We start from the raw sequence: 24,218 nt of genomic DNA, 5'->3' as shown, positions 1-24,218 counted from the left end.
CATTTTCTGGTATACTGGATAAGTATAAAATTTAGAAAGGTTCTGTTTTGGGTCATTCCCAAACAGTAGTCAGATATTCTGGCTAGAGGTATTAGTTTCATGTCTCAAACCCATATTAACGTAATCGGAGCTGGCCTTGCTGGTTCTGAAGCAGCCTATCAGATTGCCAAACGCGGCATTCCTGTCAAACTCTACGAGATGCGTGGTGTCAAGCCGACCCCTCAGCACAAGACTGATAAGTTTGCTGAGTTGGTATGTTCCAATTCATTCCGTGGCGATAGTTTGACCAACGCTGTCGGCCTTCTCAAGGAAGAAATGCGTCGCTTGGATTCCATTATCATGCGAGCTGGTGAAGCCCACCGAGTACCAGCTGGGGGTGCCATGGCCATGGACCGTGAGAATTTCTCTCAAGCAGTCACTGATGAGATTCACAACCACCCACTGATTGAGGTGATTCGTGAGGAGATTACAGAGATTCCTGAAGATGCTATTACAGTTATCGCGACGGGACCTTTGACATCTGACGCCTTGGCGGAGAAGATTCACGCGCTTAATGGTGGCGACGGTTTTTACTTCTACGATGCGGCAGCACCGATTGTCGATAGCTCGACCATTAACATGGACTTAGTTTATCTTAAGTCCCGTTACGACAAGGGAGAAGCTGCCTATCTCAATGCTCCGATGAACAAGGAGCAGTTCACCGCTTTCTATGAAGCCTTGATTTCAGCCGAGGAAGCACCACTCAATTCCTTTGAAAAAGAAAAATACTTTGAAGGCTGTATGCCTATTGAAGTCATGGCCAAACGTGGCATCAAAACCATGCTCTATGGTCCAATGAAGCCAGTTGGTCTGGAATACCCAGAAGACTACAAGGGACCTCGTGACGGCGAATACAAGACACCGTACGCAGTTGTCCAGCTCCGTCAGGACAACGCGGCAGGTAGCCTTTACAACATTGTTGGTTTCCAAACTCATCTCAAGTGGGGTGAGCAGAAGCGTGTCTTCCAAATGATTCCAGGACTTGAAAATGCTGAATTTGTCCGCTACGGCGTTATGCACCGCAATTCCTACATGGATTCGCCAAACTTATTGGAACAGACCTTTGCGACCAAGAAAAATCCAAATCTTTTCTTTGCAGGTCAAATGACAGGAGTAGAAGGCTATGTCGAGTCTGCCGCCTCTGGCTTAGTGGCCGGAATCAACGCTGTTCGCCGTTTCCGTGGCGAAGAGCCGGTCATCTTCCCGCAGACCACAGCTATCGGAGCTCTGCCATTCTACATAACCCACACCGAAAGCAAGCACTTCCAGCCTATGAATGTCAATTTTGGTATCATCAAGGAGCTGGATGGGCCGCGTATCCGCGATAAGAAGGAGCGTTATGAAGCAATAGCAGAGCGTTCCCTCAAGGACTTGGAAGAGTTTTTGGCTTATTAAGATATTTAGACTAACATCAGACACCTTAGGGTGTCTTTTGCTATGATTGACATTTTTCCTAATTCAGACTATAATGTTTACATAGTAAACATGGAGAGGTGATAGAAATGCCAACCTTATCAAAACCAATTGCTGTCCGATTTGATGAAGACTTGGTCCAGTTGATTGAAGAAGTTTCTTCTGGACAACATATGACCAAGACGGACTTCATTCGGGAAGCTGTTTTAGAGAAATTAGAGGATATGTACGATCTCGCTAAGGCGGAACAGACCTATCAAGAATGGTCTGAGAGCGGTAAGAAAATCTTTAGCCACGAAGAAATGATGAAACGTTATGGCTAAGTATCGCGTGGACTATGCACCGAGTTTCTTTGAAGATATGGATAAGCTCGATAAGGGAACCAGTCGGCAGATTGCTAGGTGGATTGATAAGCATCTGGTGGGTGTGGATTTTCCACGTTCTCCTGGAAAGTATTTGACAGGAAACTTAGCTGGCTATGTCCGCTTTCGTGTTGGAAACTATCGTATCATTGCTGTCGTTGACGAAGGAGAACTGGTTTTGCTCAATCTCCATGTAGGACATCGCTCCGATATTTATAAGAAGTTGAAATGAGAGAAATTCATGCCAGACACCTTCGGGTGTCTTTTGTGTTATACTGGAGACAGAATATGAGAAAGAGGACTACTATGAACCAAGATACTTGGAAGGGGATAATCTTAAAGAAACAGGGGCTACTTACAGCGCAAACTGTTCAAGAAATTTGCCAGAACCTGAATGGCTTGCAGGCACAATTTCAGCCCTATGTTCATATCGGTTTTCGTAATCGAATGACCAACGAAGCATTTCAAAATCAGGACTGGAAAGCCTCTCTGACACGTCAATGGTCACTTCGACGGACAGTTCATGCCTACCTCAAATCGGAAATTCCTCTCTATATTCATGAAGGGAGAATGGCAAGCGTTGATTATCTTGAAACAGTAAGTTGGGATGGTGCACTGCCACAGGTTAAGAAAAAATTTCATCAAGTTATTTTGGAAGCCTTAGAAACTGGCCCCATGACTCGTGAAGAGTTGAAAATTCTTTGTCGAGCTGAGAATATTGGAGTAGAAGAAGAAAAACAAGTTTTCAATGCCTGGGGTGGTCTCCTTCGTTATATGGTTGAACGAGGAGAAATTTACCAAGAGTATGGGGTAAAAAGGTTTCATCGGTTACGTGACTTTCAACCACTACCAAAGAAAGAAGCTGAGCTGGAAATAGCACGACGTTATTTTTCAGGTTTTGGTCCTGTCAGTTTGGCAGATGCTCGTTATTATTTTAAAGAAAATAAGTCAACCATTCTAGAGTGGATGGCACAATTAGATTTAAAAACAATTCAAGTAGCTGGAGAGGAACGGTTTTACCTTGGGGCGCTTGATGAGGCAGATTTACCTCAGTGTCTTTTCGTTGCTGGGTTTGATCAATTACTTTTGGGGTATGAAAAGAAAAACAACCCATTTTTTGATCAAAAATACATCCGTAACATTTATACGTTGACAGGTATTGTCAAACCTGTAGTTTTTTATAAAGGGCGATTTGTGGCAACTTGGAAACGTGATAAAGGTACTATTTTACTAGACATCTTTGAAGACATCAGCCAACAAGAAAAGAAAGAATTGGAAGATTACCGCCAAATGTACGAGGAAGTCTTGAAGCAATAGCTGGTTTATGTTCGGTAAATACGAAAGTTGTAAATAAATAACTAAATTTTCAGAATATTTCATAAAAACTATGATATAATACTTAAAATACCTATGAAAGAGATTACTATGAATAAGTCTTACTTTTATTTGGACATGAAAACACATGAATTAGAAGTTCCCTTCACAGGGAGGAACCGTCGTGTCCGTGTATTGTTGCCTAAGGGATATGCTGAAGATACGGAAAGGACCTATCCTGTTGTCTATTTCCATGATGGACAAAATGTTCTCTATAGCAAAGAAGCATTTTCAGGACATTCGTGGAAAGTTATTCCAACGATCAAGCGCAATCCAGATATTAGTAAAATGATTGTGGTGGCGATTGATAATGATGGAATGGAACGGATGCATGAGTATGCAGCTTGGAAGTACAGTGAAACAAGCATACCAGGTGTTCAATTTGGCGGGAAAGGGACCTTGTACGCCGAATTTGTCATGGATGTGGTAAAACCCTTTATTGATAAAGAGTATCGGACCAAATCCGACAAGGCACATACGGCTATGATTGGTTCGTCATTGGGTGGCAATATCACACAGTTTATGGGATTAGCCTATCAAGATCAAATTGGCTGTTTAGGCGTCTTTTCATCTGCTAACTGGCTTCATCAAGATGCATTTGATCGTTTTATTGAGCGTCAAAAACTAGACCCAAATCAACGAATTTACATATATGTGGGTACTGAGGAGGCTGATGATACTGACAAAACATTGATGGCAGGCAATATCAAGCAAGCTTATATCAATTCATCATTAACCTATTATCGACAGTTGATCTCTGGTGGAGTTCATTTGGACAATTTAGAGTTAGAAGTGATTTCAGGTGCTGTACACAATGAGGAGGCTTGGGCCTTATACTTACCAGATTGTCTACGTTTTTTAAGTGAACATTGGTCATAAATCAAAAAATATCAAAGGAGGACGTCATTATGCATGTCGAATTTTTAAGTCATTGGTCAGGAAATCTTGGTCGTGAAATGAACTTGAATCGTTATGGTCACGCAGGTATTCCGGTGCTCGTCTTTGCTTCATCAGGTGGTTCCTATAATGAATATGCTAATTTTGGGATGATTGAGGCTTGCCGCGGGTCTATCGAAGCAGGTCATGTACAATTTTTCACCCTTACCAGCTTTGATAATGAAAGTTGGTTGGCCGATTGGAAATCCATTCATGATAAGGCAGAGGCTCACCGTGCCTATGAACGCTATGTGATTGAAGAAGCGATTCCATTTATTAAACATAAAACTGGCTGGTTTGATGGTATGATGGCAACAGGTTGCTCAATGGGAGCTTATCATGCACTGAATTTCTTCTTACAACATCCAGATGTTTTTACAAAAGTCATTGCACTTTCTGGGATTTACGATGCACGATATTTCAATCATCATCAAGATTATGGAAATGATGAAGTTGTTTATCAAAACTCTCCAGCAGACTATATTTGGAATCAACATGATGGCTGGTTTATTGATAAATACCGCCAAGCGGATATTATTGTATGTACCGGTCTAGGCGATTGGGAACAAGATGGTCTGGATTCATTCTACAACCTAAAACGCGCATTTGAAGAAAAAAATATTCCTGCTTGGTTTGATACATGGGGTACAGATGTAGCTCATGACTGGGTATGGTGGAGAAAACAGATGCCATTTTTCCTTCATTCGATTGGATTATAAGCTAGAAAGGACCTTTTATGAATTATCTCGTCATTTCCCCTTTTTATCCTGAAAATTTCCAGCCATTTACTATTGAATTGGCAAAAAAAGAAGGCTTTACTGTTCTTGGTATTGGACAAGAGCCTTATGATCAGCTCCCTGAAGAACTTCGTAATGCCTTAACAGAATACTTCCGTGTTGAGAACCTTGAAAACTTGGATGAAGTCAAGCGTGCAGCAGCCTTTCTTATTTACAAGCATGGTCCAATGGATCGGGTAGAATCTCATAATGAGCATTGGTTAGAGACAGATGCAGCTCTTCGTGAACAATTCAATATCTTTGGGGCTAAGCCAAGCAATCTTAAAAAGACAAAGTTTAAGTCTGAAATGAAGAAATACTTTACTAAAGCAGGTGTTCCTGTAGTTCCAGGTATGGTTGTAAAAACTGAAAAAGATATTGAAAAAGCTGTGAAAAAGATTGGTTTCCCACTGATTGCTAAACCTGACAATGGGGTGGGAGCATCAGGAACCTTTAAGCTGACAAAGAAAGCCGATTTGGAAGACTTTAAAACAGCCTGGGATGGGCGTACAGCTTATTTCTTTGAGAAATTTGTCAATTCAAGTATCATTACAACTTATGATGGCTTGATTGACAGCAAGGGAAATGTTGTATTTGAAACAGGATTAACTTATGTACATACCCCTTTTGAATTGGTACAAAGTAAAAAAGATAATGCCTATTACATTGAAAAAGAGCTTGACCCCAAATTGGTATCCTACGGACGTGCCATTATCAAAGCATTTGGCATGAAAGAGCGTTTCTTCCATATTGAATTTTTCAAGGATGGTAAAGATTATATTGCTATTGAATACAATAACCGTATGGCCGGTGGCTTTACAGTAGAATCATATAACTATGCCCATTCAATTGATCTTTTCCGTGATTATGCCAATGTTGTTTCTGGAGGTTCAGTTGAGGAACGGCGTTTTGAGCCACAATATTGTTTGGTAGCAACCCGTCGTGATGCAACAGATTATGTACATTCTGCAGATGCTATTCGTGATCGTTATGCGGATAAGCTAAAAACAGTAAAACGCATGCCTGACGCCTTCGCAGAATTGCAGGGAAATGATGCCTATCTACTTGTAACCAAAAGCAAGGACGAATTAGATGAAATGATTGCCTTTATTGGAGAAACTAAATAGACTATATTGAAAGATGCCAGAAATGGTGTCTTTTTTCTTTCCTTACAAAGCTGTAAGTTTTTTAATCAGAACTGTAAGGGAACGAGGCAAAACAATTTTCTATAATAGACTCATAAGAAAACGAAAGAAGGAAATCATATGTCATTCAAATTTTTACAAGCAAAGAGAATAGAAGAAAAGGTATTCTCAGAAAAAGAGAAAGCTGAACTCTTGGAACAAGCCATATTCTTAGAAGAGCTCGCCCATGATTTGCAAAGTATACGATTTATGGCATACTAGAGGGAGGAAACTATGAAAAAGAAAGTAATTGGCTTGCTGGCTGTGGGCAGTATAATGCTAACTGCTTGTTCTTCCTCTTCAGCAGGCCTTAGCTTTGATGAGGGCTATCAAACTTTCCATTACAAGGGAAAAGACTATGCCGTTAGCAAACAGGAAGTTGCCGAAGATAGTATTCAAGGAACAGAAGTTCAGTTTATGGAATGGCCTGTTGTCAAAGAAGAAGGGGCAGTGAAACAGACAGTATCCTTGAATAATCTCTATGTAACAACTAGCAAGGAATGGGCCATCGGTGTCCAAGATAGTTATTACAAGGTGGATTTAGAAGATAATGTTGCTGAGTCAGACCGAATCGACTATCAAGCATTACTTGATGCAGTTGATTTTTCCAAAGAAAACAATTAGGAGTTTATATGTTATTAGAAATCAATCATTTAGAAAAAGTTTACCGCACGCGTTTTTCAAAAGAGGAAACTCGTGCCTTGCAAGATGTGGATTTTAAGGTAGAAGAGGGCGAGTTTATCGCTATCATGGGGGAAAGTGGTTCTGGTAAGACGACTTTGCTCAACATTCTAGCAACCCTGGACAAGCCGACGAGAGGTTCGGTTATCCTAAACAATCAAGATATTACGAAAATCAAGGAAAGTAAGCTGGCGGATTTCCGTTTGCGTAATCTGGGCTTTGTCTTCCAAGATTTTAATCTCTTGGATACCCTGTCCATCCAAGACAATATCTTTTTACCTCTGGTATTGGCACGTACCAGCCATGAGGAAATGGAAAAACGGTTGAAAGCTTTAGCTCCAAAATTACGCATTCAAGATTTGTTGAAGAAACGTCCTTTTGAACTATCTGGTGGACAAAAGCAGCGCGTGGCCATTGCCCGTAGTTTGATTACCCAGCCACAGATTGTCCTAGCAGACGAACCGACAGCTGCCCTAGATTACCGCAATTCGGAAGACTTGCTGAATTTGTTTGAAGACATCAACTTAGACGGGCAAACCATTCTCATGGTGACTCACTCAGCCAACGCAGCTAGTCATGCTAAGCGAGTACTCTTTATCAAGGACGGGCGGATTTTCCACCAATTGTACAAGGCAGGTAAGAGCAATCAAGACTTTGCCAAGGAAATTTCGCTCAATATGTCTGCACTTTTAGGGGGTGAGTAGATGTTTTACCTCAAACTTGCTGGGCAAAATATCCGAAAATCCATGGGTGTTTTTGCTCCATTCGTTTTAGCCAGTCTTGTGCTATTTACTCTGATTTGTTCCATGTTCTTACTCATGCTAAGTCCAGTTATGGAGACCATGGGCTCTGGTGCCGTTTCTATCGGTCTTGGTGTTGTTGTTCTGACCATTTTCTCGGTCATTATGGAGATTTATAGTTTTAATTTCCTGATGAAACAACGGGCGAGGGAATTTGGTCTCTATAACATGCTGGGGATGAACAAGAAAAAAGTAGCCTTGATAGCCAGCCTAGAATTGATGATGATATTCTTACTGGTTGTGGTTCTTGGTTCTGTCTTAGCTGGTGTGTTTGCAAATGTTCTCTACTTGATTTTTGTCAATATAACACATTATAGTGATTTGCATTTTGGAATAGCCCCTTTGGCCTTTGTCATGACCGCCTTTCTCTTTGCTGGTATCTTCTTTCTCTTGGAATTGCTAGCCATTCGGACCATTGGTAAGACCAGTCCGCTGATTTTGTTCCGAGCTAGTGAGAAAGGGGAGAAGGAGCCAAAAGGCAATGTTCTTCTAGCTGCTCTTGGTGTAGTGGGACTGGGTATTGGATACTACCTATCACTTTCATCTAAAGCAGAAGGTGTAGCTCTTATCTTTCGGTTCTTTATCGCTGTGCTCTTTGTCATTGCGGGGACCTATCTGTTCTACATCAGTTTTATGACTTGGTATTTGAAGGCTCGTCGGAAAAACAAGCGGTATTTCTATACGCCAGAGCATTTCATTACCACCTCGCAGATGATTTTTCGGATGAAGCAGCACGCAAAGGGTTTGGCTAATATTACGCTACTTGCGGTCATGGCCTTTGTGACCATTGCAACAACGACTTCACTTTATACTGGCATGTCAAGCATGACAAGTGGTCTTTATCCAAAGGAAACATCTATTACCTACAAAGTTGCGGATAGAAGTCAGGGTGAAAGTGCCTATCAGCAATCGGTGCTCAGCCATTTTCCAGAAAAAGCGGAAGATAGTCTGTCCTACCTGACCTACCAAGCTGGTCTGGTCTATGATGGTGGGAAAGAGATTGTCATTAGTCCAGAGACTATTGCCAATCCAAACTTTAGCAAGATGGCCTTTACCTACTTCATCACCCAAGATGATTTCAGGAAGTTGGGCAATGACCTGCCAGAGCTGGCTGCCAATCAAGTTGCCTTTATGCGTCCGAGTGAAAAACCATTGCTGAAGAAGCTTGTTTTGGGCGATCATACCTTTGAGAATGTAGCCAATCTTGACCAGGCTATTTTCCCAGACATCACCAATACGCTAAATGCCGCCGTTATGGTAGTCAGTGATGACACTGTATTGAATACTGTTCGTGAGTATTATGAGTCCAATAATCCGCAAGGCTATCAGGTTAGCCTGGACTACCGTGTCTTTACCGACTTGACTGATGAAGAGGTTACTTCAATTGGTGAGCAAACTGGGGACTCTTATAATATCAACGATGCAAACGGAGAATTCCTAGGATATGCTATGCAAAAATCCGATTTCAACAATTTACTGATGGGCTTTAGAGGCGGTTTCCTCTTTACAGGTTTCTTGCTGGGAATTAGTTTCCTACTGGGTGCAGCCTTGATTATCTACTACAAGCAGTACTCGGAAGGGCATGAAGACAAGAAATCCTACAAGATTCTACAAGAAGTGGGCATGAGTGCAACAGCAGTCAAAAAGACCATTAACTCGCAAACACTTACGGTCTTCTTTATGCCACTAGCTATGGCGACCTTGCATTTCGTGATTTCTCTTGTTATGCTTAAGCAAATGCTATTGACCTTAGGTGTCACCTCTTCGCTTATGATTTATACCGTCAGCGGAATTACCCTACTGGCAGTCGCTCTGATTTACTTTGTCATTTACAAGTGGACTAGTCGCACCTATTACCGCATTATTGAACGGTAGCAGAAGTCTCGCCTTGTGCGAGATTTCTTGCTTTTTCAGGGAAATGGTGTTACAATGGTAATACCAAAGGAATACTATAAGAGGTAAGAAAAATGGCAGCTATCACATTGAAAGTTTCTGAGCAGGACAAGCTCTTTATGCAGGCTATGGCAAAGTTTGAAGGTGTCAGCTTGTCAGAACTCATTCGGACTAAAACCCTTGAAGCCCTTGAAGATGAGTACGACGCCCGTGTGGCAGATATTGCTTGGGCAGAATACCAAGCAGACTTAGCAAAAGGAATTGAGCCAATAACACTAGAACAAATGGCTGAGGAGTTGGGCATTGAGCTATAAGGTTATTTTGTCTGCTAAGGCCCAAAAGCAAATTCGAAAGATGGATAAAACCGCTGCAAGTTTGATTTTGCGGTATCTTTACAAGCATATTGACGGGTGTGACAATCCCAGACAATACGGAAAAGCCTTGACTACCAATCGTTCTGGCCAATGGCGGTACCGTATCGGTAACTACAGGGTTATCGTCAGCATTGAAGATGACAAAGTGACAGTTACAAGTCTAAAAATGAGAAATGGAAGTATATAGAAAGCCAAGACCTGTGTCCTGGCTTTTGCAGAATGAAGAAGATGAAAAAAGAGAAGATTTATATTGTTGAAGATGATGAGATGATTGTCCAACTCTTGAAGCAACACTTGGGAAAATCTTATCAAGTGGAAAGTGTGCAGAATTTCCGGGCTGTCAGTCAGGAAGTTGCTGAAATCAAACCAGACTTGGTGCTGATGGACATTAGCCTACCCTATTACAACGGTTTTTACTGGACGACAGAAATCCGTAAAACCATGACCATGCCCATTATCTTTATCTCCTCTAGCGATGATGAGATGAATGCGGTTATGGCTATGAACATGGGTGGTGATGATTTTGTTTCCAAGCCATTTTCACTAGGAATTTTGGATGCCAAAATCGGCGCCTTCTTGCGTCGGGTTAATCAATTCAGCAAATCAACCGATTTGTCTATCGACCAGTTCCAGCTTAGTTTGGACGGACGATTCTCAAGCGAATTGGAGCAGGTTCAATTATCTCCTACGGAAACCAAGATTTTGTCCGCCTTACTAGAACGACAAGGGCAGATTGTTAGCAAGGAAGAACTCCTGGAAAAACTCTGGGAAAATGAAGAATTTATCGATCAGAATACGCTCAATGTCAACATGACCAGACTGCGTAAGAAGGTGAGCGAGGTCGGGTTTGAACGTATTCATACCGTTCGTGGCGTGGGGTACTTGGTCAAATGATAGCAAAATTTATCCGTGAATACCGGAGTTTTTACTTCTCCTACATTGTTCTGGCTACTAGTTTTATCTTGCTTTTCTTTCTCTATCAACTGCCCACCGAATTCCTGCAAAACGCTCTGCTATTGTCCCTAACCTTTTTAATCCTACTGACTGTAGGGCTTTTCTGGAAGTTTCGCAACCGCATAAAAGCCTTGGAAGACTATGTCCATGAAGAAGCTCTGCCCCTGCTGAATAAGCCTGTGGACCTTGCCTATCTCAACTTGATTGAAGCGGAGAAGGAGGCGACGCGGGAGCAGCTTTTGGTCTATAAGTCACGAGAAGAAGACCTGCAAGCTATGGTCAAAATGTGGTCCCACCAGATGAAAGTGCCTTTGGCTGCCCTGTCTTTGATGAGCCAGACTGACAATCTCAACCAGCAGGATGTCAATCACCAGCTCTTACGCTTGGATAATTACATGGCCAATCTTCTCAACTACCTCAAGCTGACCAACCATGCCAGCGATTTTCGATTTGAGCAGGTGGAAGTAAGAGAAGTGGTGGTGGATTTGGTCAAAAAATACCGCAATCAGTTCTTGCAAAAGGACATTTCAGTGATCATCGATGGAAATTGGCTACTGAAAACCGACAGAAAGTGGCTTAGTTTTGCCCTATCACAGATTATCGACAACGCCCTCAAGTACAATAAGACTGGTGGAAAGGTGGCCATTGAATTGAATGGAGGAATTTCCATTTTCGATACGGGAATTGGGATTCTGGCAGAAGACATTCCACGCCTGTTTGACGAAGGTTTTACAGGTTTTAATGGCCGTGAACACCAAAAAGCGACAGGATTTGGCTTGTATCTAACCAAGCGGGTCTTGAATCAGTTGGAACTAGCTATTTCCGTGGAAAGTCAACTGGAAGTTGGGACAATCGTTACGATTCGTCAATAGGAGAAGAGTATGAAAATTGGATTAGTAGCTGGTCTGATGTCGCATGGGCAAATTGAAGTACAATTAAATCGTATTGAAGAATATCTTAAAAATAATACAGCTTGTGACTTGCTGGTCTTTGGTGAAGCCTATCTGCAAGGTTTTTACGGATTGAATTGGAATTTTTGGGACGATTGTCAACTAGCCTGTAGTTTGGACTCACAGCCAATTCAAACCTTAAGAAAACTAGCCAAACAGTATGAAACAGCTCTGTCAGTCGGATTTATTGAACTTCTTGGTGAACATTTATACAGCAGCCAAATATTCATTGATCACTTAGGTCAGATACTTGATTGCTACCGAAGAATTTCAAAGGGCTGGAAAGAAACGGACAATGAGAATTACCGAGAAGGAAAAGAATTTTCAGCCCTAACATACAAAAACAAAAGATTTGCAACGGCAATTTGTGGGGATATTTGGTATGATCACTTGATTGATCAGCTGGCACAATTAGACTATGATTGCGTTCTTTGGTCTGTTTATATCAATTATTCAGAAGACTTATGGAATAAAGAAGGCAAGCAAGATTATTGCGAGCAGACAGAGAAATTGAATACCCCTGTGTTCATGGTGAATTCATTTGATACTCTAGCAGGTCAGACAGCCCGTGGTGGAGCCTTTCAATTTTCAAACGGAAAGATCATCAAACAGCTTGAACTAGGTAAAAATGGGGTTTGCATAGTTGATTTACCAAGTTTTTGAAACCGCTTTGAAAATATGATATACTAAATTTAGTTTGAAATAGGAGGTTACTATGTCCCACCATCACGTCTTGCAAAATGGATCAGATATTCGTGGCATTGCTATCGCTACAGACGAATACGCCGTCAATCTCACTCCACAAGCCACCAAGGAAGTGGTTCGCGGACTGATTCATTGGCTAACTCAAAAGCCAGAACTGGCGCAGGCCTATCAAAAAGGCCAATTGACCATCGGTATCGGTCGAGACAGCCGACTCAGCGGTCCAGATTTGGTCGCAGCCTTTACAGAAGAAGCCGTTCGTCTGGGAGTTCAGCTGATTGACTTCGGCATGGCCACCACGCCAGCCCTTTTCATGAGCACCCAGTATCCTCAGTTCAAGTGCCACGCTAGTGTCATGATCACTGCTAGCCACCTGCCTTATTACTTCAACGGCATTAAGATTTTTTCGGAAAATGGCGGAGCAGAGCACGAAGATATTGACTTCATCCTCTCGCATAGTGAAGACTTGCCAGCTTCATCCCTTGGAAGTGTGACCACCGCAGACCTGATTACGCCTTATGCCCAAGACTTGGTTGGTAAAATTCGTACCGCCTGTGGTGGACAAGAAAAACCACTGATAGGTCTTAATATTATCGTCGATGCTGGAAATGGTGCAGGCGGATTTTTTGCTGAGAAAGTGTTGGCAGAATTGGGAGCAGATACCACAGGCTCACAATTCCTAGACCCAGACGGAACTTTCCCAAACCATGTTCCAAACCCAGATAACAAGGAAGCTATGGAAAGCATTCGTCAGGCTGTCTTGAAGCAAGGTGCAGACCTAGGCATTATCTTTGATACCGACGTTGACCGTGCCGCCCTGGTCACCAAGTCAGGAGAAATTCTCAATCGTAACAACCTGATTGCCGTTCTCAGCCAGATTATCCTAGCTGAACATCCAGGAACCAGCATTGTGACCAATTCCCCAACGACTGAACACCTTAAGGTCTTTATAGAAAGCCTGGGAGGCAAACAAATTCGCTATATTTCAGGCTACCGTAATGTCATCAACCGTGCTATTTTAGCCAATCAAGAGGGAGTTGATTGCCAGTTGGCTATCGAAACATCTGGACATGCTGCCTTTAAGGAAAATTACTTCCTCGATGACGGAACGTATGTAGCGGCTAAGATTCTCATGCTCTTACCCAAACTGCAAGCGGAAGGCAAGTCCTTGGACGACTTGATTGCCCAGCTTAAACAACCGCTTGAAACCCAAGAAGTGCGTTTCAAATTAGAAGTGGCAGACTATCGAGCACTGGGTGAACAGGTCATTGCTGATCTCAGAAACACCAGCCTCGAAGGCTTTGCTTTTAACCCAGAAAACGAAGAAGGAGTGCGGTTTGACCTGACTGAGCCTTATGGCTCGTGGAGGCTCTTGCTCCGTATGAGCCTCCACGAGCCACTCTTGGTCTTGCAGGTGGAGAATGACCAGACTGGCTATATTCCAGCTGTTTTACGAACACTTTCAGCCTTTTTGGACCAGTACCCAGCAGTCAATCAGGACAAATTGAAAGCATTGCTATAATTGAAAACACGAGTAAGTTTGAGCTTACTCCATTATTGGTTTACATAATTAAAATTAAGCAACATTACAACTGATCCAGTGCATTTTTCTGCTCATCGTTGACGATATGGGTGTAGAGGTCGGTGACCTGGGTATTGGCGTGGCCCAGCTGATGACTGACCAGAACTTGCGACTTGGTGGCGTCGTAGAGCCGTGTTGCCAGCGTGTGACGGAGTTTATGGGGTGTCACACGTATCTTGAAGTCCGCAGAGTACTTGGCAACCATTTTTTCAATAGAAGAAGCGTCGATACGATTGGGCAGACCTCGGTATTCGGACAGAAAGAAGGCTGTATCCGTTTTTTCAGCCTTGTAGCGCTGCTGACGGATGCTCATATAGGCTTCCAAATAGGGCTTAGCAAACCCTGCCACATTAACCGAGTCCCGCTTGCCCCCCTTACGGGTTACTTCGATCATCATCATATTGAGGTTTACGTCTCGAAGATCCAAATTTACCGCTTCTGACAGACGGACGCCAGAAGCCAAGAGAAGCGCCAGAATCGCCAAATCCCGCTCCTTGTTTTTCTGGAAGGAGGAGAGGGCACGTTTGGATAACTTTACCTGGTATTCTTTATCGACATAGTCCAAAAACTCCATGGTTTCATCGCCCAAAAAGAGCTTCTGCTTGATGTTCTCAGCCCGCGCTGCCAAGGTTTCCTTCTTCTTCTTGGTCGACACCTTCTTCATGACATTACGGTAGAAGTAGGGCTCGCCCTGCTCATTTTCCACTTCTTCGGTTAAATACTTGAAGAGACTAGAAAGTGCCGACAGGGTACGGTTAATGGTGGTCTGCGACACACCATTCTGCGTTGTATTGGCGTTCAGCAAGGGACGCTCTCGCAGATATAGAATAAAGGACTCCATATCTTTTTTGGTCAGATGTTCCAGAACATCTAGCGGAATGTCAGCAATCCGTTCAACAGTGACCAAATCTGAATCCTGTAACCACTCAAAAAAACGACGGTATTCTTTCAAGTATTCGTACAAGGTGGTAAAACTGTAAGGCACAGCCAACTTTGACTGATAATATTCCATGATATACCAAGGCATGATTTCCTTCAGTTGATCAATTTTTTCCAATAACAACTCGCGTCTCATCATTTTCTCCTGATTTTAGTTTACTAGTTTGAAAAGTACAAAATAATACCCCTTAGAAAATCCAGTTTTTCCAAGAATAATGTACATTTTTTGAGAAAAAATTTTTTCCGGTTATATGACTAGTAGTATAGCATAACCGCATATAACTTTCAAGAAAATTATAGTTTTTCGGAAAGATGTGTGTAGGGATATTACAACTATAACCAAAAAAATTTTTTAGGAAAAATAACCAAGAATCTATATTATTTCACGGTAAACTTACTGAGCATTAGAATCTCCTTCGCAACCTCTTCTGGCTTCAAACTGTCTGTGTTTAACCTTTGCCCCGGGATATGACTTTCAAAAGCTTTTAAACAAACATCAAGATGACTTTTGGCCCAGATGTTGTCTTCATTGACTCGATTATCTAAACGTTCTAAAATGGTTGTTTTGTCAGCTAGCAAAATATACTGTTCCAAAGGAATCTTATCCTTTATCAATTGCTGAATAATCTCCTGATAATATTTTTTCTTATAGATTGTCATGGGAATAATAATAATCTTATCAGTTTTAGCCGCTAAATCAAATACTATTTTATAAGTAATCTGTCGCCAAACGGAATAATCTTGAAAATCTTCAGGACATACAGTCTGAGGTAATTGATGTTGTAAGAAATCACCTAGTAACTCGGGATCATATAGATATGAGTTTTCTATTCGTTTGTGTAATATATTTGCTAAAGTAGTCTTTCCGACACCGAATGGACCGTTTAACCAAATAATCATACAGCATTCCTTTCTATTTTTACAAAAAAGTTTACACAAAATAAATTATGTAAACTATTGTTTCTGACTTAATTGCATAATCAATTCTATCGCAGTTTTCCGATTACGAATATAGAGCTTAATTCCACTAGATTTCAATCGTTTTGTGAAGGCGCTTTGACTTAATTTCATTTTTTCGGCTATTGGCTTTTGTTTGAATTTCTCTTCGTATATGTTATTGCTGATTAAAGTCATAAAAAAATCAGTTTGTGACTTATTCCATGTTGCCTTAATGAAATCGCTAGAATTAAGCAAGGGATTGATAACACGATCTATTTGCTTGTATTCTGAAGAGAAAGCCAGTTTGCTGGTACTATAATCATTGTTACCTTTAACAATGTCAAGTGCTTTACGTGCTTCCCAATAAGCTGGTCCATCTGCTCCAATACTTTGTTTGGGGTCAATAGTTGTAAAGATCTCCCCTAAACCGACTCCAAATCGAAACTCAAGTTCATCACGAAAAGCCAACTGAATTTTATCAATCATTAGAAAAATATGAGGATTCGGCTTGCACAATGCTTGAAATTCATCTCCTTTTATGATTGTAAATGGAGATGCAAACTCTTGTGAATAGGAATGATTAATCCTATTTAGTTGCAGTTTTAAGCATTCTTGAATCTGTGAATGATTAGATACTTTTTTTGAATAGATAATATATCCGACAATCGCAATATAGTTCATAATAACCCTTTATTTTTATAGATATTTCTATTTTACCAGACATTATTGATAATGTCCATTTTTACGGAAATTTATATTTATTTCCGTTTTGACAGTGTTTTTATGTTGATTCTATTCCTTTAATCCTATTTTTTCAAAAAAAGCAATCTAGATTTCTTATTCCAGATTGCTTTTAAGAATATTTTCTTTTATTGTTCACTGCTAGGCTTGGTAATTGATAGTACAGAGTGTACACTATCAATTAGTAATTTCTTAGTGAAATAGCCATTTATAATTAATTCTCTGTAGTTCTGCACTGCTTCTACCATCGCATTATATTCTTCTTCAGTTATTGTTGATAGTTTTTTTACAGCTTCTTCTAGAGAAGTTACAACTAATCCTAAATGATTATCTTTGATTATCGCACAATTAGACAGGGTATCTTGTACAATTACTGGAATTCCTGCAGCTATATAGGTGCTCAATTTGTAGGAATTATTCAACTCATAATATTTTTCTTCTGTTTGTTGAGACCAAACTAATCCAAATCCACCTAATGTTGCTAGTGAATTCAAAAGCTCATGTTCAGCTTTCCATCCCTCGTTGATCACTGTTGTCAAATCTGCTGAGACAGAATCTGTAGTATAGAGGTGTAGAGGTATTTCATAGTGCCAATCATTTACAAAAGAAAACCGTTGAGGAGATCCCGCAAATTGTATTTTTCTAGCAAATTTTGGTCTATGGTATATTACTGATGTTGGATGATCCCACATATGCTGAATGACAATTTTTTCAGTTTTTAAGCCTCTGCGACGTAATTCAGACAACATTTTCTCCGATGGAACAACTAACAAATCTGCTTTATTATACGTTTCAATCGTCTGCTCCATAAGATATTCATTTGATTTAAACATTAAGGGCACTATATCGTGAATAAAAATAATAATCTTGATATTATGATATAGTTTTAATCGATTGACAAAAATTTCATCAAACTCAGTTGAATTCCACGATGGGGATTGTACAATTACGATGTCGTTGTTTCCAACTGAAGCAAACATTCCATCCATTCGCTTTCTTAATTCACTGGCAGTATCAGTTTGAACTGGATAAGAATAGATTCCAATTTCACGAAAGCCAAGCTGTCGAGCTATGTCTGCCACTGTATTTTGGGCAATCATTGCAATGCTATTAGGTGAGTGCCCGTATAGATTTGTGATGTGTGTTCTCATTTCTTATAGTAACCTTTTCTTTTTAATAATCTCTGAACATCGCTATCAACACAGCGTTATAAAATAACAGAATAATTAGCTTTGCATTCAGTTAATTTACGGAATTTCTCATAATAAAAAGCCATACAATGACTTTTTATTATGAAGAGTATAAATATCATTTTCTCTTCTTTTTAGCTTTTTTAATTTTATTTGCTTGGCGTTTCATGGCCTGTTTCATGGTAAATTCACCGATTTTGCCTTTCAAACCACCACCAAACATTTGAGAAATATCTGGCATACCTGCGCCACCCATTAGTTGGCTCATGTCTGGCATACCAGCTCCTCCCATCATATTTTCCAGAGCAGACATATCCATACCATTCATGTTTGGCATGTTTTTAGGAAGATTGTTTGGGTTGATACCCATTTGTTTCATCATTTTGTTCATATCACCAGACATAACTCCCTGCATCATTGACTTAGCCTGGTTGAAATCTTTGATGAATTTATTGACTTCAACAAAGCTATTTCCTGATCCAGAAGCGATACGACGACGGCGACTAGGAGTCAATAAATCCGGATTTTCACGCTCTTCTGGCGTCATTGATGACACAATCGCACGTTTACGGGCAATTTGTTTTTCATCGACTTTTAGATTGGAAAGAGCGGGATTTCCAGCCATACCTGGAATCATTTTGAGAAGGTCTTCCATCGGGCCCATATTTTGAACTTGATCTAATTGGTCAATGAAGTCATTGAAATCAAAGGTGTTTTCACGCATTTTTTCAGCGAGTTCCAATGATTTCTTCTCATCATATTCCTTGCTCGCCTTCTCAATCAAGGTCAGCATGTCCCCCATACCCAGAATACGCGAAGACATACGATCTGGGTGGAAGGTTTCGATATCGGTGATTTTTTCACCTGTACCTGTGAATTTGATTGGCTGACCTGTGATGTGACGAACAGACAAGGCTGCACCACCACGAGTATCACCATCAATCTTGGTCAAAATCACGCCGGTGATGGACAATTGATCGTTGAATTCACGTGCAACATTAGCAGCTTCCTGACCAATCATGGCATCGACGACCAAGAGAATTTCATTTGGTTGGGCAAATTCCTTGATTTCTCTTAACTCGGCCATAAGGGCTTGGTCAATTTGCAAACGACCAGCCGTATCAATCAAGACATAGTCATTGTGATTGGCTTTGGCTTGTTCTAAACCTTGACGGACAATCTCAAGAGCAGGAACTTGATTGCCCAACTCGAACACAGGTACATCAATTTGTTGACCAAGTGTTTTCAACTGGTCTATGGCAGCTGGACGATAAATATCGGCAGCAATCAAGAGTGGACGAGCATTTTCTTCCTGCTTGAGTTTATTAGCCAACTTTCCTGTGAAAGTCGTTTTACCAGCCCCTTGCAAACCAGCCATCATAATGATAGTTGGAATTTTCGGAGACTTAATGAGTTCGGAAGTTTCAGACCCCAATACAGCTGTTAACTCTTCATCAACGATTTTAATGATTTGTTGAGCAGGATTCAAGGTTTCAATCACTTCATGACCAATGGCACGTTCGCGTACTTTCTTGATAAAGTCTTTTACAACTGGCAAGGCCACGTCAGCCTCAAGTAAGGCCAAACGAATTTCCTTGGTTGCTTCCTGAATATCACTCTCAGAAATTTTTCCTTTACGACGCAGATTTTTAAAGACATTCTGCAAACGTTCTGTTAAGCTTTCAAAAGCCATATACTTCTCCTCTTAATCTCTATTATCGATACTAGTTAGAATAGCGATTTTCTCCTCTAAGTAATCATCACCCGGATACCTAGTAAGAATTTCATCAAAAATTTGACTACGCACTACATAATCAGAGTACATATGTAGTTTCATCTCGTAGTCTTCCAGCAATTTTTCTGTTCGTTTAATGTTATCATACACCGCTTGACGACTTACATTGAATTCTTCAGCAATTTCTGCCAGACTATAATCATCTGCATAATAGAGCTCAATATAGTTCATTTGCTTATCCGTCAGCAAGGCTGCGTAGAATTCAAATAAAGCATTCATTCGGTTGGTTTTTTCAATTTCCATAAACTTTATTATATCAAAATTTTTATCTTTTATAAATAAGAAAATCCGTCATCTATTGAAAGAACAAGCGGATTTTCTAAAATATGTTACATAATTTAATGTATGTCAATTATTTTCTAAATAAAACTCAAAGCGTTCGCCCACGTATTGGCTATTAACAAATTCAAATGCTTGACCATCTTCCAAATAGGAAACTTGTTTTAAAGCAAGTATAGCCTGATTCTTAGTAATTTCTAAGTACTGAGCAACTTTTTCATTCGCCAAACGAGCAAAGATTGTTTGCTTACTTGTTCCAATACGATAACCATTATCTACTAGTGTTTTAAAAAAATGATTGGTTACTTCTTCTTTTGGAACATTTTTAATCAAACGCTCCGGAATGCTGGCTACTTCATAAACAACCGGTACATTGTCAGCATAGCGAACTCGTTCCATTCGAATGATTGATTCCCCTCGAGACAAACCGAGCTCTTCAATTTCTTTTTCGTTTGGTTTTGTACGAGTGTATGACAAGAGCTTGCTCGTAGGTGTTTTCCCTTGAAGCAGTACCAATTCAGTAAAGGAAGTTGTTCCCCGCATCTTCTCTTGCACTCGAGTGCTGGCTACATAGGTGCCAGAACCCACTTTTCGTTGCAAGACTCCCTCTTCTACTAATAGCGTAATGCCTTGCCGTAAGGTCATGCGAGATACTCCAAATTCTTCTGATAAATCTCTTTCACTCGGCAAGCGCTGACCGATGGTCCAAATCCCCTGGTCAATTTGTTCCTTTATCTTATCATGAATCGTAATATATGCTGCTTTCATCTCGACCAACCTTTTTCTTTCTAGTGTACCAAAAATATTCTCATTTGACAAAAATAGACCGATTTTTATGTGGAAAAATGATACCGCAAACAATAAGAAAGCTTTTCCTAAAATAAGCAATGTAAAAAATAGAAAAATACGAACACTTTGTTTTTATAAATTACTCATAGTTTGCAAAACAGATATTTATGAAATATAGTTTGGAAAATGTTCGCTTTTATGATAAAATATGTACTAGTATTTGAATTTATTTCAAAACGAAAGGGTAAAACATGACAAAACAAGATGTCCAAAAAATCATTGTACTAGATTATGGTAGCCAGTACAATCAGCTCATTTCGCGTCGTATTCGCGAATTTGGTGTCTTTTCAGAATTGAAAAATCACAGAATAACTGCCGATGAAGTTCGCACCATCAATCCAATTGGTATTGTACTTTCAGGTGGTCCTAACTCTGTTTACGCAGAGAATGCTTTCGATATTGATCCAGAAATATTTGAATTGGGTATTCCAATCTTGGGTATTTGTTACGGAATGCAACTCATCACTCACAAGCTAGGTGGTAAGGTTGTGCCTGCTGGTGAAGCTGGAAATCGTGAATATGGTCAATCTAACCTACAATTGAAAACCGAGTCAGCTTTATTTGCGAATACACCTGAAGAGCAACTAGTGCTTATGAGCCACGGCGATGCTGTCACAGAAATCCCAGCAGATTTCCATCTTGTTGGTCTTTCATCTGACTGTCCTTACGCAGCAATTGAAAACACAGAACGCCGTATCTACGGTATCCAATTCCACCCAGAAGTTCGTCATTCTATTTATGGTAATGACATTTTGAAAAACTTCGCATTTGGCATCTGTGGTGCACGTGGCGATTGGACGATGGAAAACTTCATAGAAACTGAAATCGAAAAAATTCGTCAAACAGTTGGCGATAAGAAAGTCTTACTCGGTCTCTCTGGTGGTGTTGACTCATCTGTCGTTGGTGTTCTTCTTCAACGTGCTATCGGTAATCAATTGACTTGTATCTTTGTTGACCACGGTCTTCTTCGTAAAAATGAAGGCGATCAAGTCATGGAGATGCTAGGCGGTAAATTTGGACTGAATATTATCCGTGTTGATGCGGCTAAACGCTTCTTAGATTTGCTTGCTGGCGTATCTGATCCAGAGAAAAAACGTAAAATCATCGGTAATGAATTTGTTTACGTATTTGACGATGAGGCGAGCAAGTTAACAGATGTTGAATTCTTGGCTCAAGGAACACTTTATACCGATATCATTGAGTCCGGTACAGATACAGCTGAAACCATCAAATCTCACCATAATGTTGGTGGTTTGCCTGAAGATATGCAATTCAAATTAATCGAACCACTCAATACATTATTTAAAGATGAAGTTCGTGCCCTAGGTACTGCTCTCGGCATGCCTGACGAAGTTGTGTGGCGCCAGCCATTCCCGGGTCCAGGTCTTGCTATCCGCGTTATGGGTGAAATTACAGAAGAAAAACTCCAAACTGTTCGTGATTCAGATGCCATTTTGCGCGAAGAGATTGCCAAAGCTGGTCTAGACCGCGATGTTTGGCAGTATTTCACGGTCAATACTGGCGTACGCTCAGTGGGGGTTATGGGAGACGGTCGTACTTACGACTATACGATTGCTATTCGCGCTATCACTTCTGTCGATGGAATGACGGCTGACTTCGCCAAACTTCCTTGGGAAGTTCTTCAGAAAATTTCTGTCCGCATCGTAAATGAAGTAGCTCACGTCAACCGCATTGTCTACGATATCACAAGTAAGCCACCAGCAACAGTTGAATGGGAATAATGGAGAGGCTTGATTTACCTTCAAAATAGCGATTCTACAGCAGTTTAGCAGGAACAAACTAGTCTAAAAAGGGTGAATCTTCGTTTGATTCCCCCCTAAATCCCCCCGAAAAAAGAATTAGCTAGAAATTTTTTCTGGCTAATTCTTTTTATATACTATTGATTTGTTTCAAATCCGTCATCAAATTCTTCACTGTGATAAGAACGTTCGTCTCCATCGTTTTCAAATGTTTTTGAAAATAATTCATCAGTATTTGCTGAAGTAAATAGATTGTTAAAATTCGTATACCTATTTGATTGCAAGGCATTCCAGTCATCCCCTAGAGGTATTTTTTTAGGTAACTCTTTCGCCTCCCCTTTAAATACTATTGAATCACAACAAAAAAGGCAATCAACTAAGTTTTTCTTAATTGATTGCCTGGTATCTTCTTAAAGACTTGAAATCCCCTCAAAAACCCGATATAATGGGTTTACAGATATTTAAGTATCTGATTAATAAAGTAATTAAATACTTTACCAAATTTTGGGTCTCGACTTCTTTAATTGATTGGTGGTAATCAATTAAGGCTCGCAGTTAAAGTTTCTCAGGCTTTAACTGGTCGTGGCTCTTTTTTTGTATTCTTTATTCAGTTCGTTGTTTCGTTATATCTAGTATATCGCTTTTTAAAAAAATAAGCAATGATTTCGTGCATTATTCACACGAAATCATTGCTTTTTTCTTCTTCCATTTCTAACTCCAATGTTACTTGTTCTGTTTCTGGTTCTGGTTCTGTTGGCTCATTTGGGATTAAATCCACTACTAGCGTTGAGTTAGTTAACTTTGCAATTTGTTCTAGTGTTTTTATGGTTGGATCTGATTTTCCTGATTCTATTCGTGAATAATTTGATCTACTCATTTCTAATTCTTGGGAGAATTTTTCTTTTGATTTGGTACCTCTCATCTTTTTTAAGCTTTCTCTAAATGCTAGTTCCAAGTTTCTCCCCCCTCTTTTTGTGTCATAAAATTCACGCTTTATTTAAATTATAGCTTTTAATATCTTAATAAACAAGTGATTAATCACTTGTGATTTGTGATAAGTGATTTGTGATTAATATATAAAAGCCCTCTTTAAAGGGCTTTTATGTTTATTTTGAAAAAGAGATAAAATCAATATATCCCTTTTCCCCAATTTTTACAACGGCATTGTAGGGCTTTTTCTCTTTGTTTTTGATTCCTTTTACCAGGGTTTCTTTTCCCTCCAGTAATTCTTTTACATTCGTTTTGGTTAGTTTTTTCTTTCTAAAATGTTCAGCTAAAGTAAACTTACATTCAGGATAATTTGAACAACCATAAAACGATTTTTTTAATACAATATTGTTGCCACACTTAGGACATTTTCCTACAAGGGGTCCCGAGCGCTTAGTGGGAATTTGTACCCCTTATCGATACAAATTCCCCGTAGGCGCTAGGGACCTCTTTAGCTTCTTGGAAGCTGTCAGTAGTATATCTAATAATTTATCTCCATTCCCTTTAGTAACGTGTAACTTTCCAAATTTAAAAAAGCGACTCATAGAATTATTTCCTCCCGTTAAATAATAGATAACTATTAAAAATAGACAATACTTGCTCATAAGTAATGGTACTTAAATTGTTTACTTTGGCGTGTTTCATTGCTTGATGAAACTGATTTTTAGTAAACAGTTGACGATATTCTCGATTGACCCATTTTGAAACAAAGTACGTAT

General features: G+C 40.1%; 27 protein-coding genes and 1 pseudogene. 18 read left to right on the top strand and 10 right to left on the bottom strand.

Features of this window, described 5'->3' with window-relative positions; translation table 11 throughout:
- Positions 1-99: 99 nt before the first annotated feature.
- The 17 genes from trmFO (at position 100) to K6V43_RS03920 (ending at position 13,960) form a co-directional block, all read left to right on the top strand.
- Positions 100-1,434 carry a methylenetetrahydrofolate--tRNA-(uracil(54)-C(5))-methyltransferase (FADH(2)-oxidizing) TrmFO gene (gene trmFO / locus K6V43_RS04000; protein ID WP_024404669.1) on the top strand — a complete coding sequence of 445 codons (1,335 nt, stop codon included), beginning with the start codon at positions 100-102 and terminating at the stop codon, positions 1,432-1,434.
- A 107-nt stretch (positions 1,435-1,541) separates the two neighbouring features.
- Entirely contained in the window at positions 1,542-1,775 is a 234-nt protein-coding gene (gene relB / locus K6V43_RS03995) for a type II toxin-antitoxin system RelB family antitoxin (protein WP_024392156.1), read from the top strand.
- Positions 1,768-2,046 (top strand): type II toxin-antitoxin system RelE family toxin, encoded by a 279-nt coding sequence (locus tag K6V43_RS03990; RefSeq protein WP_172017897.1) that lies wholly within the window; start codon positions 1,768-1,770, stop codon positions 2,044-2,046. Before relB (K6V43_RS03995) ends, K6V43_RS03990 begins: the two co-directional genes overlap by 8 nt.
- Positions 2,047-2,120: 74 nt before the next feature.
- A complete protein-coding gene (locus K6V43_RS03985; RefSeq protein ID WP_172017936.1) occupies positions 2,121-3,131 on the top strand; it encodes a DNA glycosylase AlkZ-like family protein in 1,011 nt (336 codons plus the stop codon).
- 108 nt (positions 3,132-3,239) lie between these two features.
- Entirely contained in the window at positions 3,240-4,067 is an 828-nt protein-coding gene (locus K6V43_RS03980; protein ID WP_024392153.1) for an alpha/beta hydrolase, read from the top strand.
- A gap of 29 nt (positions 4,068-4,096) precedes the next feature.
- Complete coding sequence (locus K6V43_RS03975; protein ID WP_172017900.1) at positions 4,097-4,843, top strand: alpha/beta hydrolase-fold protein; 747 nt, start codon at positions 4,097-4,099, stop codon at positions 4,841-4,843.
- A 17-nt stretch (positions 4,844-4,860) separates the two neighbouring features.
- Positions 4,861-6,027 carry an ATP-grasp domain-containing protein gene (locus K6V43_RS03970; protein WP_024392151.1) on the top strand — a complete coding sequence of 389 codons (1,167 nt, stop codon included), beginning with the start codon at positions 4,861-4,863 and terminating at the stop codon, positions 6,025-6,027.
- Between the two features lie 138 nt (positions 6,028-6,165).
- Complete coding sequence (locus tag K6V43_RS03965; protein WP_222381791.1) at positions 6,166-6,306, top strand: hypothetical protein; 141 nt, start codon at positions 6,166-6,168, stop codon at positions 6,304-6,306.
- Between the two features lie 12 nt (positions 6,307-6,318).
- Positions 6,319-6,708, top strand: a complete 390-nt coding sequence (locus tag K6V43_RS03960; protein ID WP_222381789.1) for a NisI/SpaI family lantibiotic immunity lipoprotein — start codon at positions 6,319-6,321, stop codon at positions 6,706-6,708.
- A gap of 8 nt (positions 6,709-6,716) precedes the next feature.
- Positions 6,717-7,469 (top strand): ABC transporter ATP-binding protein, encoded by a 753-nt coding sequence (locus K6V43_RS03955; protein ID WP_105120532.1) that lies wholly within the window; start codon positions 6,717-6,719, stop codon positions 7,467-7,469.
- Complete coding sequence (locus tag K6V43_RS03950; RefSeq protein WP_222381788.1) at positions 7,470-9,440, top strand: FtsX-like permease family protein; 1,971 nt, start codon at positions 7,470-7,472, stop codon at positions 9,438-9,440.
- A gap of 92 nt (positions 9,441-9,532) precedes the next feature.
- Positions 9,533-9,772 carry a type II toxin-antitoxin system RelB family antitoxin gene (gene relB, locus K6V43_RS03945; RefSeq protein WP_024418295.1) on the top strand — a complete coding sequence of 80 codons (240 nt, stop codon included), beginning with the start codon at positions 9,533-9,535 and terminating at the stop codon, positions 9,770-9,772.
- Entirely contained in the window at positions 9,762-10,019 is a 258-nt protein-coding gene (locus tag K6V43_RS03940) for a type II toxin-antitoxin system RelE family toxin (RefSeq protein ID WP_222381787.1), read from the top strand. The genes relB (K6V43_RS03945) and K6V43_RS03940 overlap by 11 nt, the downstream gene beginning before the upstream one ends.
- A gap of 41 nt (positions 10,020-10,060) precedes the next feature.
- Positions 10,061-10,726 carry a response regulator transcription factor gene (locus K6V43_RS03935; RefSeq protein WP_222381828.1) on the top strand — a complete coding sequence of 222 codons (666 nt, stop codon included), beginning with the start codon at positions 10,061-10,063 and terminating at the stop codon, positions 10,724-10,726.
- Positions 10,723-11,658: a sensor histidine kinase gene (locus tag K6V43_RS03930; RefSeq protein ID WP_222381786.1), complete on the top strand. Its 936-nt coding sequence runs from the start codon at positions 10,723-10,725 to the stop codon at positions 11,656-11,658. Before K6V43_RS03935 ends, K6V43_RS03930 begins: the two co-directional genes overlap by 4 nt.
- A gap of 9 nt (positions 11,659-11,667) precedes the next feature.
- On the top strand, positions 11,668-12,399 hold the full coding sequence (locus K6V43_RS03925; protein WP_105107152.1) for a carbon-nitrogen hydrolase family protein: 732 nt from the start codon (positions 11,668-11,670) through the stop codon (positions 12,397-12,399).
- A gap of 52 nt (positions 12,400-12,451) precedes the next feature.
- On the top strand, positions 12,452-13,960 hold the full coding sequence (locus tag K6V43_RS03920; protein ID WP_222381784.1) for a phosphohexomutase domain-containing protein: 1,509 nt from the start codon (positions 12,452-12,454) through the stop codon (positions 13,958-13,960).
- Positions 13,961-14,024: 64 nt separating this feature from the next.
- Here K6V43_RS03920 and xerS read toward each other — a convergent pair whose 3' ends face one another.
- The 7 genes from xerS to K6V43_RS03885 all read right to left on the bottom strand — a co-directional run bounded on the left by xerS (position 14,025) and on the right by K6V43_RS03885 (position 20,671).
- Positions 14,025-15,095: a tyrosine recombinase XerS gene (gene xerS, locus K6V43_RS03915; RefSeq protein WP_105129416.1), complete on the bottom strand. Its 1,071-nt coding sequence runs from the start codon at positions 15,093-15,095 to the stop codon at positions 14,025-14,027.
- Positions 15,096-15,337: 242 nt separating this feature from the next.
- Positions 15,338-15,859, bottom strand: a complete 522-nt coding sequence (locus K6V43_RS03910) for an AAA family ATPase (protein WP_222381782.1) — start codon at positions 15,857-15,859, stop codon at positions 15,338-15,340.
- A gap of 54 nt (positions 15,860-15,913) precedes the next feature.
- Positions 15,914-16,579 (bottom strand): SatD family protein, encoded by a 666-nt coding sequence (locus tag K6V43_RS03905; protein ID WP_024404686.1) that lies wholly within the window; start codon positions 16,577-16,579, stop codon positions 15,914-15,916.
- 188 nt (positions 16,580-16,767) lie between these two features.
- Positions 16,768-17,790: a sugar transferase gene (locus K6V43_RS03900; RefSeq protein WP_024404687.1), complete on the bottom strand. Its 1,023-nt coding sequence runs from the start codon at positions 17,788-17,790 to the stop codon at positions 16,768-16,770.
- A gap of 157 nt (positions 17,791-17,947) precedes the next feature.
- A complete protein-coding gene (gene ffh, locus K6V43_RS03895; RefSeq protein WP_222381780.1) occupies positions 17,948-19,522 on the bottom strand; it encodes a signal recognition particle protein in 1,575 nt (524 codons plus the stop codon).
- Between the two features lie 12 nt (positions 19,523-19,534).
- Complete coding sequence (locus tag K6V43_RS03890; protein ID WP_024392132.1) at positions 19,535-19,867, bottom strand: putative DNA-binding protein; 333 nt, start codon at positions 19,865-19,867, stop codon at positions 19,535-19,537.
- A 105-nt stretch (positions 19,868-19,972) separates the two neighbouring features.
- Positions 19,973-20,671 carry a GntR family transcriptional regulator gene (locus K6V43_RS03885; protein ID WP_024392131.1) on the bottom strand — a complete coding sequence of 233 codons (699 nt, stop codon included), beginning with the start codon at positions 20,669-20,671 and terminating at the stop codon, positions 19,973-19,975.
- Positions 20,672-20,943: 272 nt separating this feature from the next.
- On the opposite strand from K6V43_RS03885, the gene guaA reads away from it, so the two are divergent.
- Positions 20,944-22,494, top strand: coding sequence for a glutamine-hydrolyzing GMP synthase (gene guaA, locus K6V43_RS03880; protein ID WP_222381778.1), 1,551 nt, complete (start codon positions 20,944-20,946; stop codon positions 22,492-22,494).
- Positions 22,495-23,188: 694 nt separating this feature from the next.
- Here guaA and K6V43_RS03875 read toward each other — a convergent pair.
- The 3 genes and pseudogenes from K6V43_RS03875 to K6V43_RS03865 all read right to left on the bottom strand — a co-directional run.
- Entirely contained in the window at positions 23,189-23,467 is a 279-nt protein-coding gene (locus tag K6V43_RS03875) for a helix-turn-helix transcriptional regulator (protein WP_024407057.1), read from the bottom strand.
- A gap of 151 nt (positions 23,468-23,618) precedes the next feature.
- Positions 23,619-23,879: pseudogene (locus tag K6V43_RS03870) on the bottom strand (topoisomerase C-terminal repeat-containing protein); the annotation flags it as partial.
- 169 nt (positions 23,880-24,048) lie between these two features.
- Positions 24,049-24,218 (bottom strand): rRNA adenine N-6-methyltransferase family protein (locus tag K6V43_RS03865; RefSeq protein ID WP_222381826.1); only part of this gene is annotated, 170 nt, incomplete at its 5' end.

Source organism: Streptococcus suis, assembly GCF_019794615.1.
In the GTDB taxonomy this organism is placed as follows: domain Bacteria; phylum Bacillota; class Bacilli; order Lactobacillales; family Streptococcaceae; genus Streptococcus; species Streptococcus suis_AI.
This window is presented reverse-complemented; position numbering and strand designations above follow the sequence as displayed.

What these genes read in the sequence shown, in the direction of transcription:
- K6V43_RS03900 (WP_024404687.1), bottom strand. Translation starts at nt 17,790, where the DNA reads ATGAGAACACACATCACAAATCTATACGGGCACTCACCTAATAGCATT.
- xerS (WP_105129416.1), bottom strand. Translation starts at nt 15,095, where the DNA reads ATGAGACGCGAGTTGTTATTGGAAAAAATTGATCAACTGAAGGAAATC.
- relB (WP_024392156.1), top strand. Translation starts at nt 1,542, where the DNA reads ATGCCAACCTTATCAAAACCAATTGCTGTCCGATTTGATGAAGACTTG.
- K6V43_RS03910 (WP_222381782.1), bottom strand. Translation starts at nt 15,859, where the DNA reads ATGATTATTTGGTTAAACGGTCCATTCGGTGTCGGAAAGACTACTTTA.
- K6V43_RS03920 (WP_222381784.1), top strand. Translation starts at nt 12,452, where the DNA reads ATGTCCCACCATCACGTCTTGCAAAATGGATCAGATATTCGTGGCATT.
- K6V43_RS03905 (WP_024404686.1), bottom strand. Translation starts at nt 16,579, where the DNA reads ATGAACTATATTGCGATTGTCGGATATATTATCTATTCAAAAAAAGTA.
- K6V43_RS03960 (WP_222381789.1), top strand. Translation starts at nt 6,319, where the DNA reads ATGAAAAAGAAAGTAATTGGCTTGCTGGCTGTGGGCAGTATAATGCTA.
- guaA (WP_222381778.1), top strand. Translation starts at nt 20,944, where the DNA reads ATGACAAAACAAGATGTCCAAAAAATCATTGTACTAGATTATGGTAGC.
- K6V43_RS03990 (WP_172017897.1), top strand. Translation starts at nt 1,768, where the DNA reads ATGGCTAAGTATCGCGTGGACTATGCACCGAGTTTCTTTGAAGATATG.
- K6V43_RS03980 (WP_024392153.1), top strand. Translation starts at nt 3,240, where the DNA reads ATGAATAAGTCTTACTTTTATTTGGACATGAAAACACATGAATTAGAA.
- K6V43_RS03930 (WP_222381786.1), top strand. Translation starts at nt 10,723, where the DNA reads ATGATAGCAAAATTTATCCGTGAATACCGGAGTTTTTACTTCTCCTAC.
- K6V43_RS03935 (WP_222381828.1), top strand. Translation starts at nt 10,061, where the DNA reads ATGAAAAAAGAGAAGATTTATATTGTTGAAGATGATGAGATGATTGTC.
- K6V43_RS03975 (WP_172017900.1), top strand. Translation starts at nt 4,097, where the DNA reads ATGCATGTCGAATTTTTAAGTCATTGGTCAGGAAATCTTGGTCGTGAA.
- K6V43_RS03985 (WP_172017936.1), top strand. Translation starts at nt 2,121, where the DNA reads ATGAACCAAGATACTTGGAAGGGGATAATCTTAAAGAAACAGGGGCTA.
- K6V43_RS03965 (WP_222381791.1), top strand. Translation starts at nt 6,166, where the DNA reads ATGTCATTCAAATTTTTACAAGCAAAGAGAATAGAAGAAAAGGTATTC.
- trmFO (WP_024404669.1), top strand. Translation starts at nt 100, where the DNA reads ATGTCTCAAACCCATATTAACGTAATCGGAGCTGGCCTTGCTGGTTCT.
- K6V43_RS03885 (WP_024392131.1), bottom strand. Translation starts at nt 20,671, where the DNA reads ATGAAAGCAGCATATATTACGATTCATGATAAGATAAAGGAACAAATT.
- K6V43_RS03950 (WP_222381788.1), top strand. Translation starts at nt 7,470, where the DNA reads ATGTTTTACCTCAAACTTGCTGGGCAAAATATCCGAAAATCCATGGGT.
- K6V43_RS03890 (WP_024392132.1), bottom strand. Translation starts at nt 19,867, where the DNA reads ATGGAAATTGAAAAAACCAACCGAATGAATGCTTTATTTGAATTCTAC.
- K6V43_RS03955 (WP_105120532.1), top strand. Translation starts at nt 6,717, where the DNA reads ATGTTATTAGAAATCAATCATTTAGAAAAAGTTTACCGCACGCGTTTT.
- relB (WP_024418295.1), top strand. Translation starts at nt 9,533, where the DNA reads ATGGCAGCTATCACATTGAAAGTTTCTGAGCAGGACAAGCTCTTTATG.
- K6V43_RS03925 (WP_105107152.1), top strand. Translation starts at nt 11,668, where the DNA reads ATGAAAATTGGATTAGTAGCTGGTCTGATGTCGCATGGGCAAATTGAA.
- ffh (WP_222381780.1), bottom strand. Translation starts at nt 19,522, where the DNA reads ATGGCTTTTGAAAGCTTAACAGAACGTTTGCAGAATGTCTTTAAAAAT.
- K6V43_RS03970 (WP_024392151.1), top strand. Translation starts at nt 4,861, where the DNA reads ATGAATTATCTCGTCATTTCCCCTTTTTATCCTGAAAATTTCCAGCCA.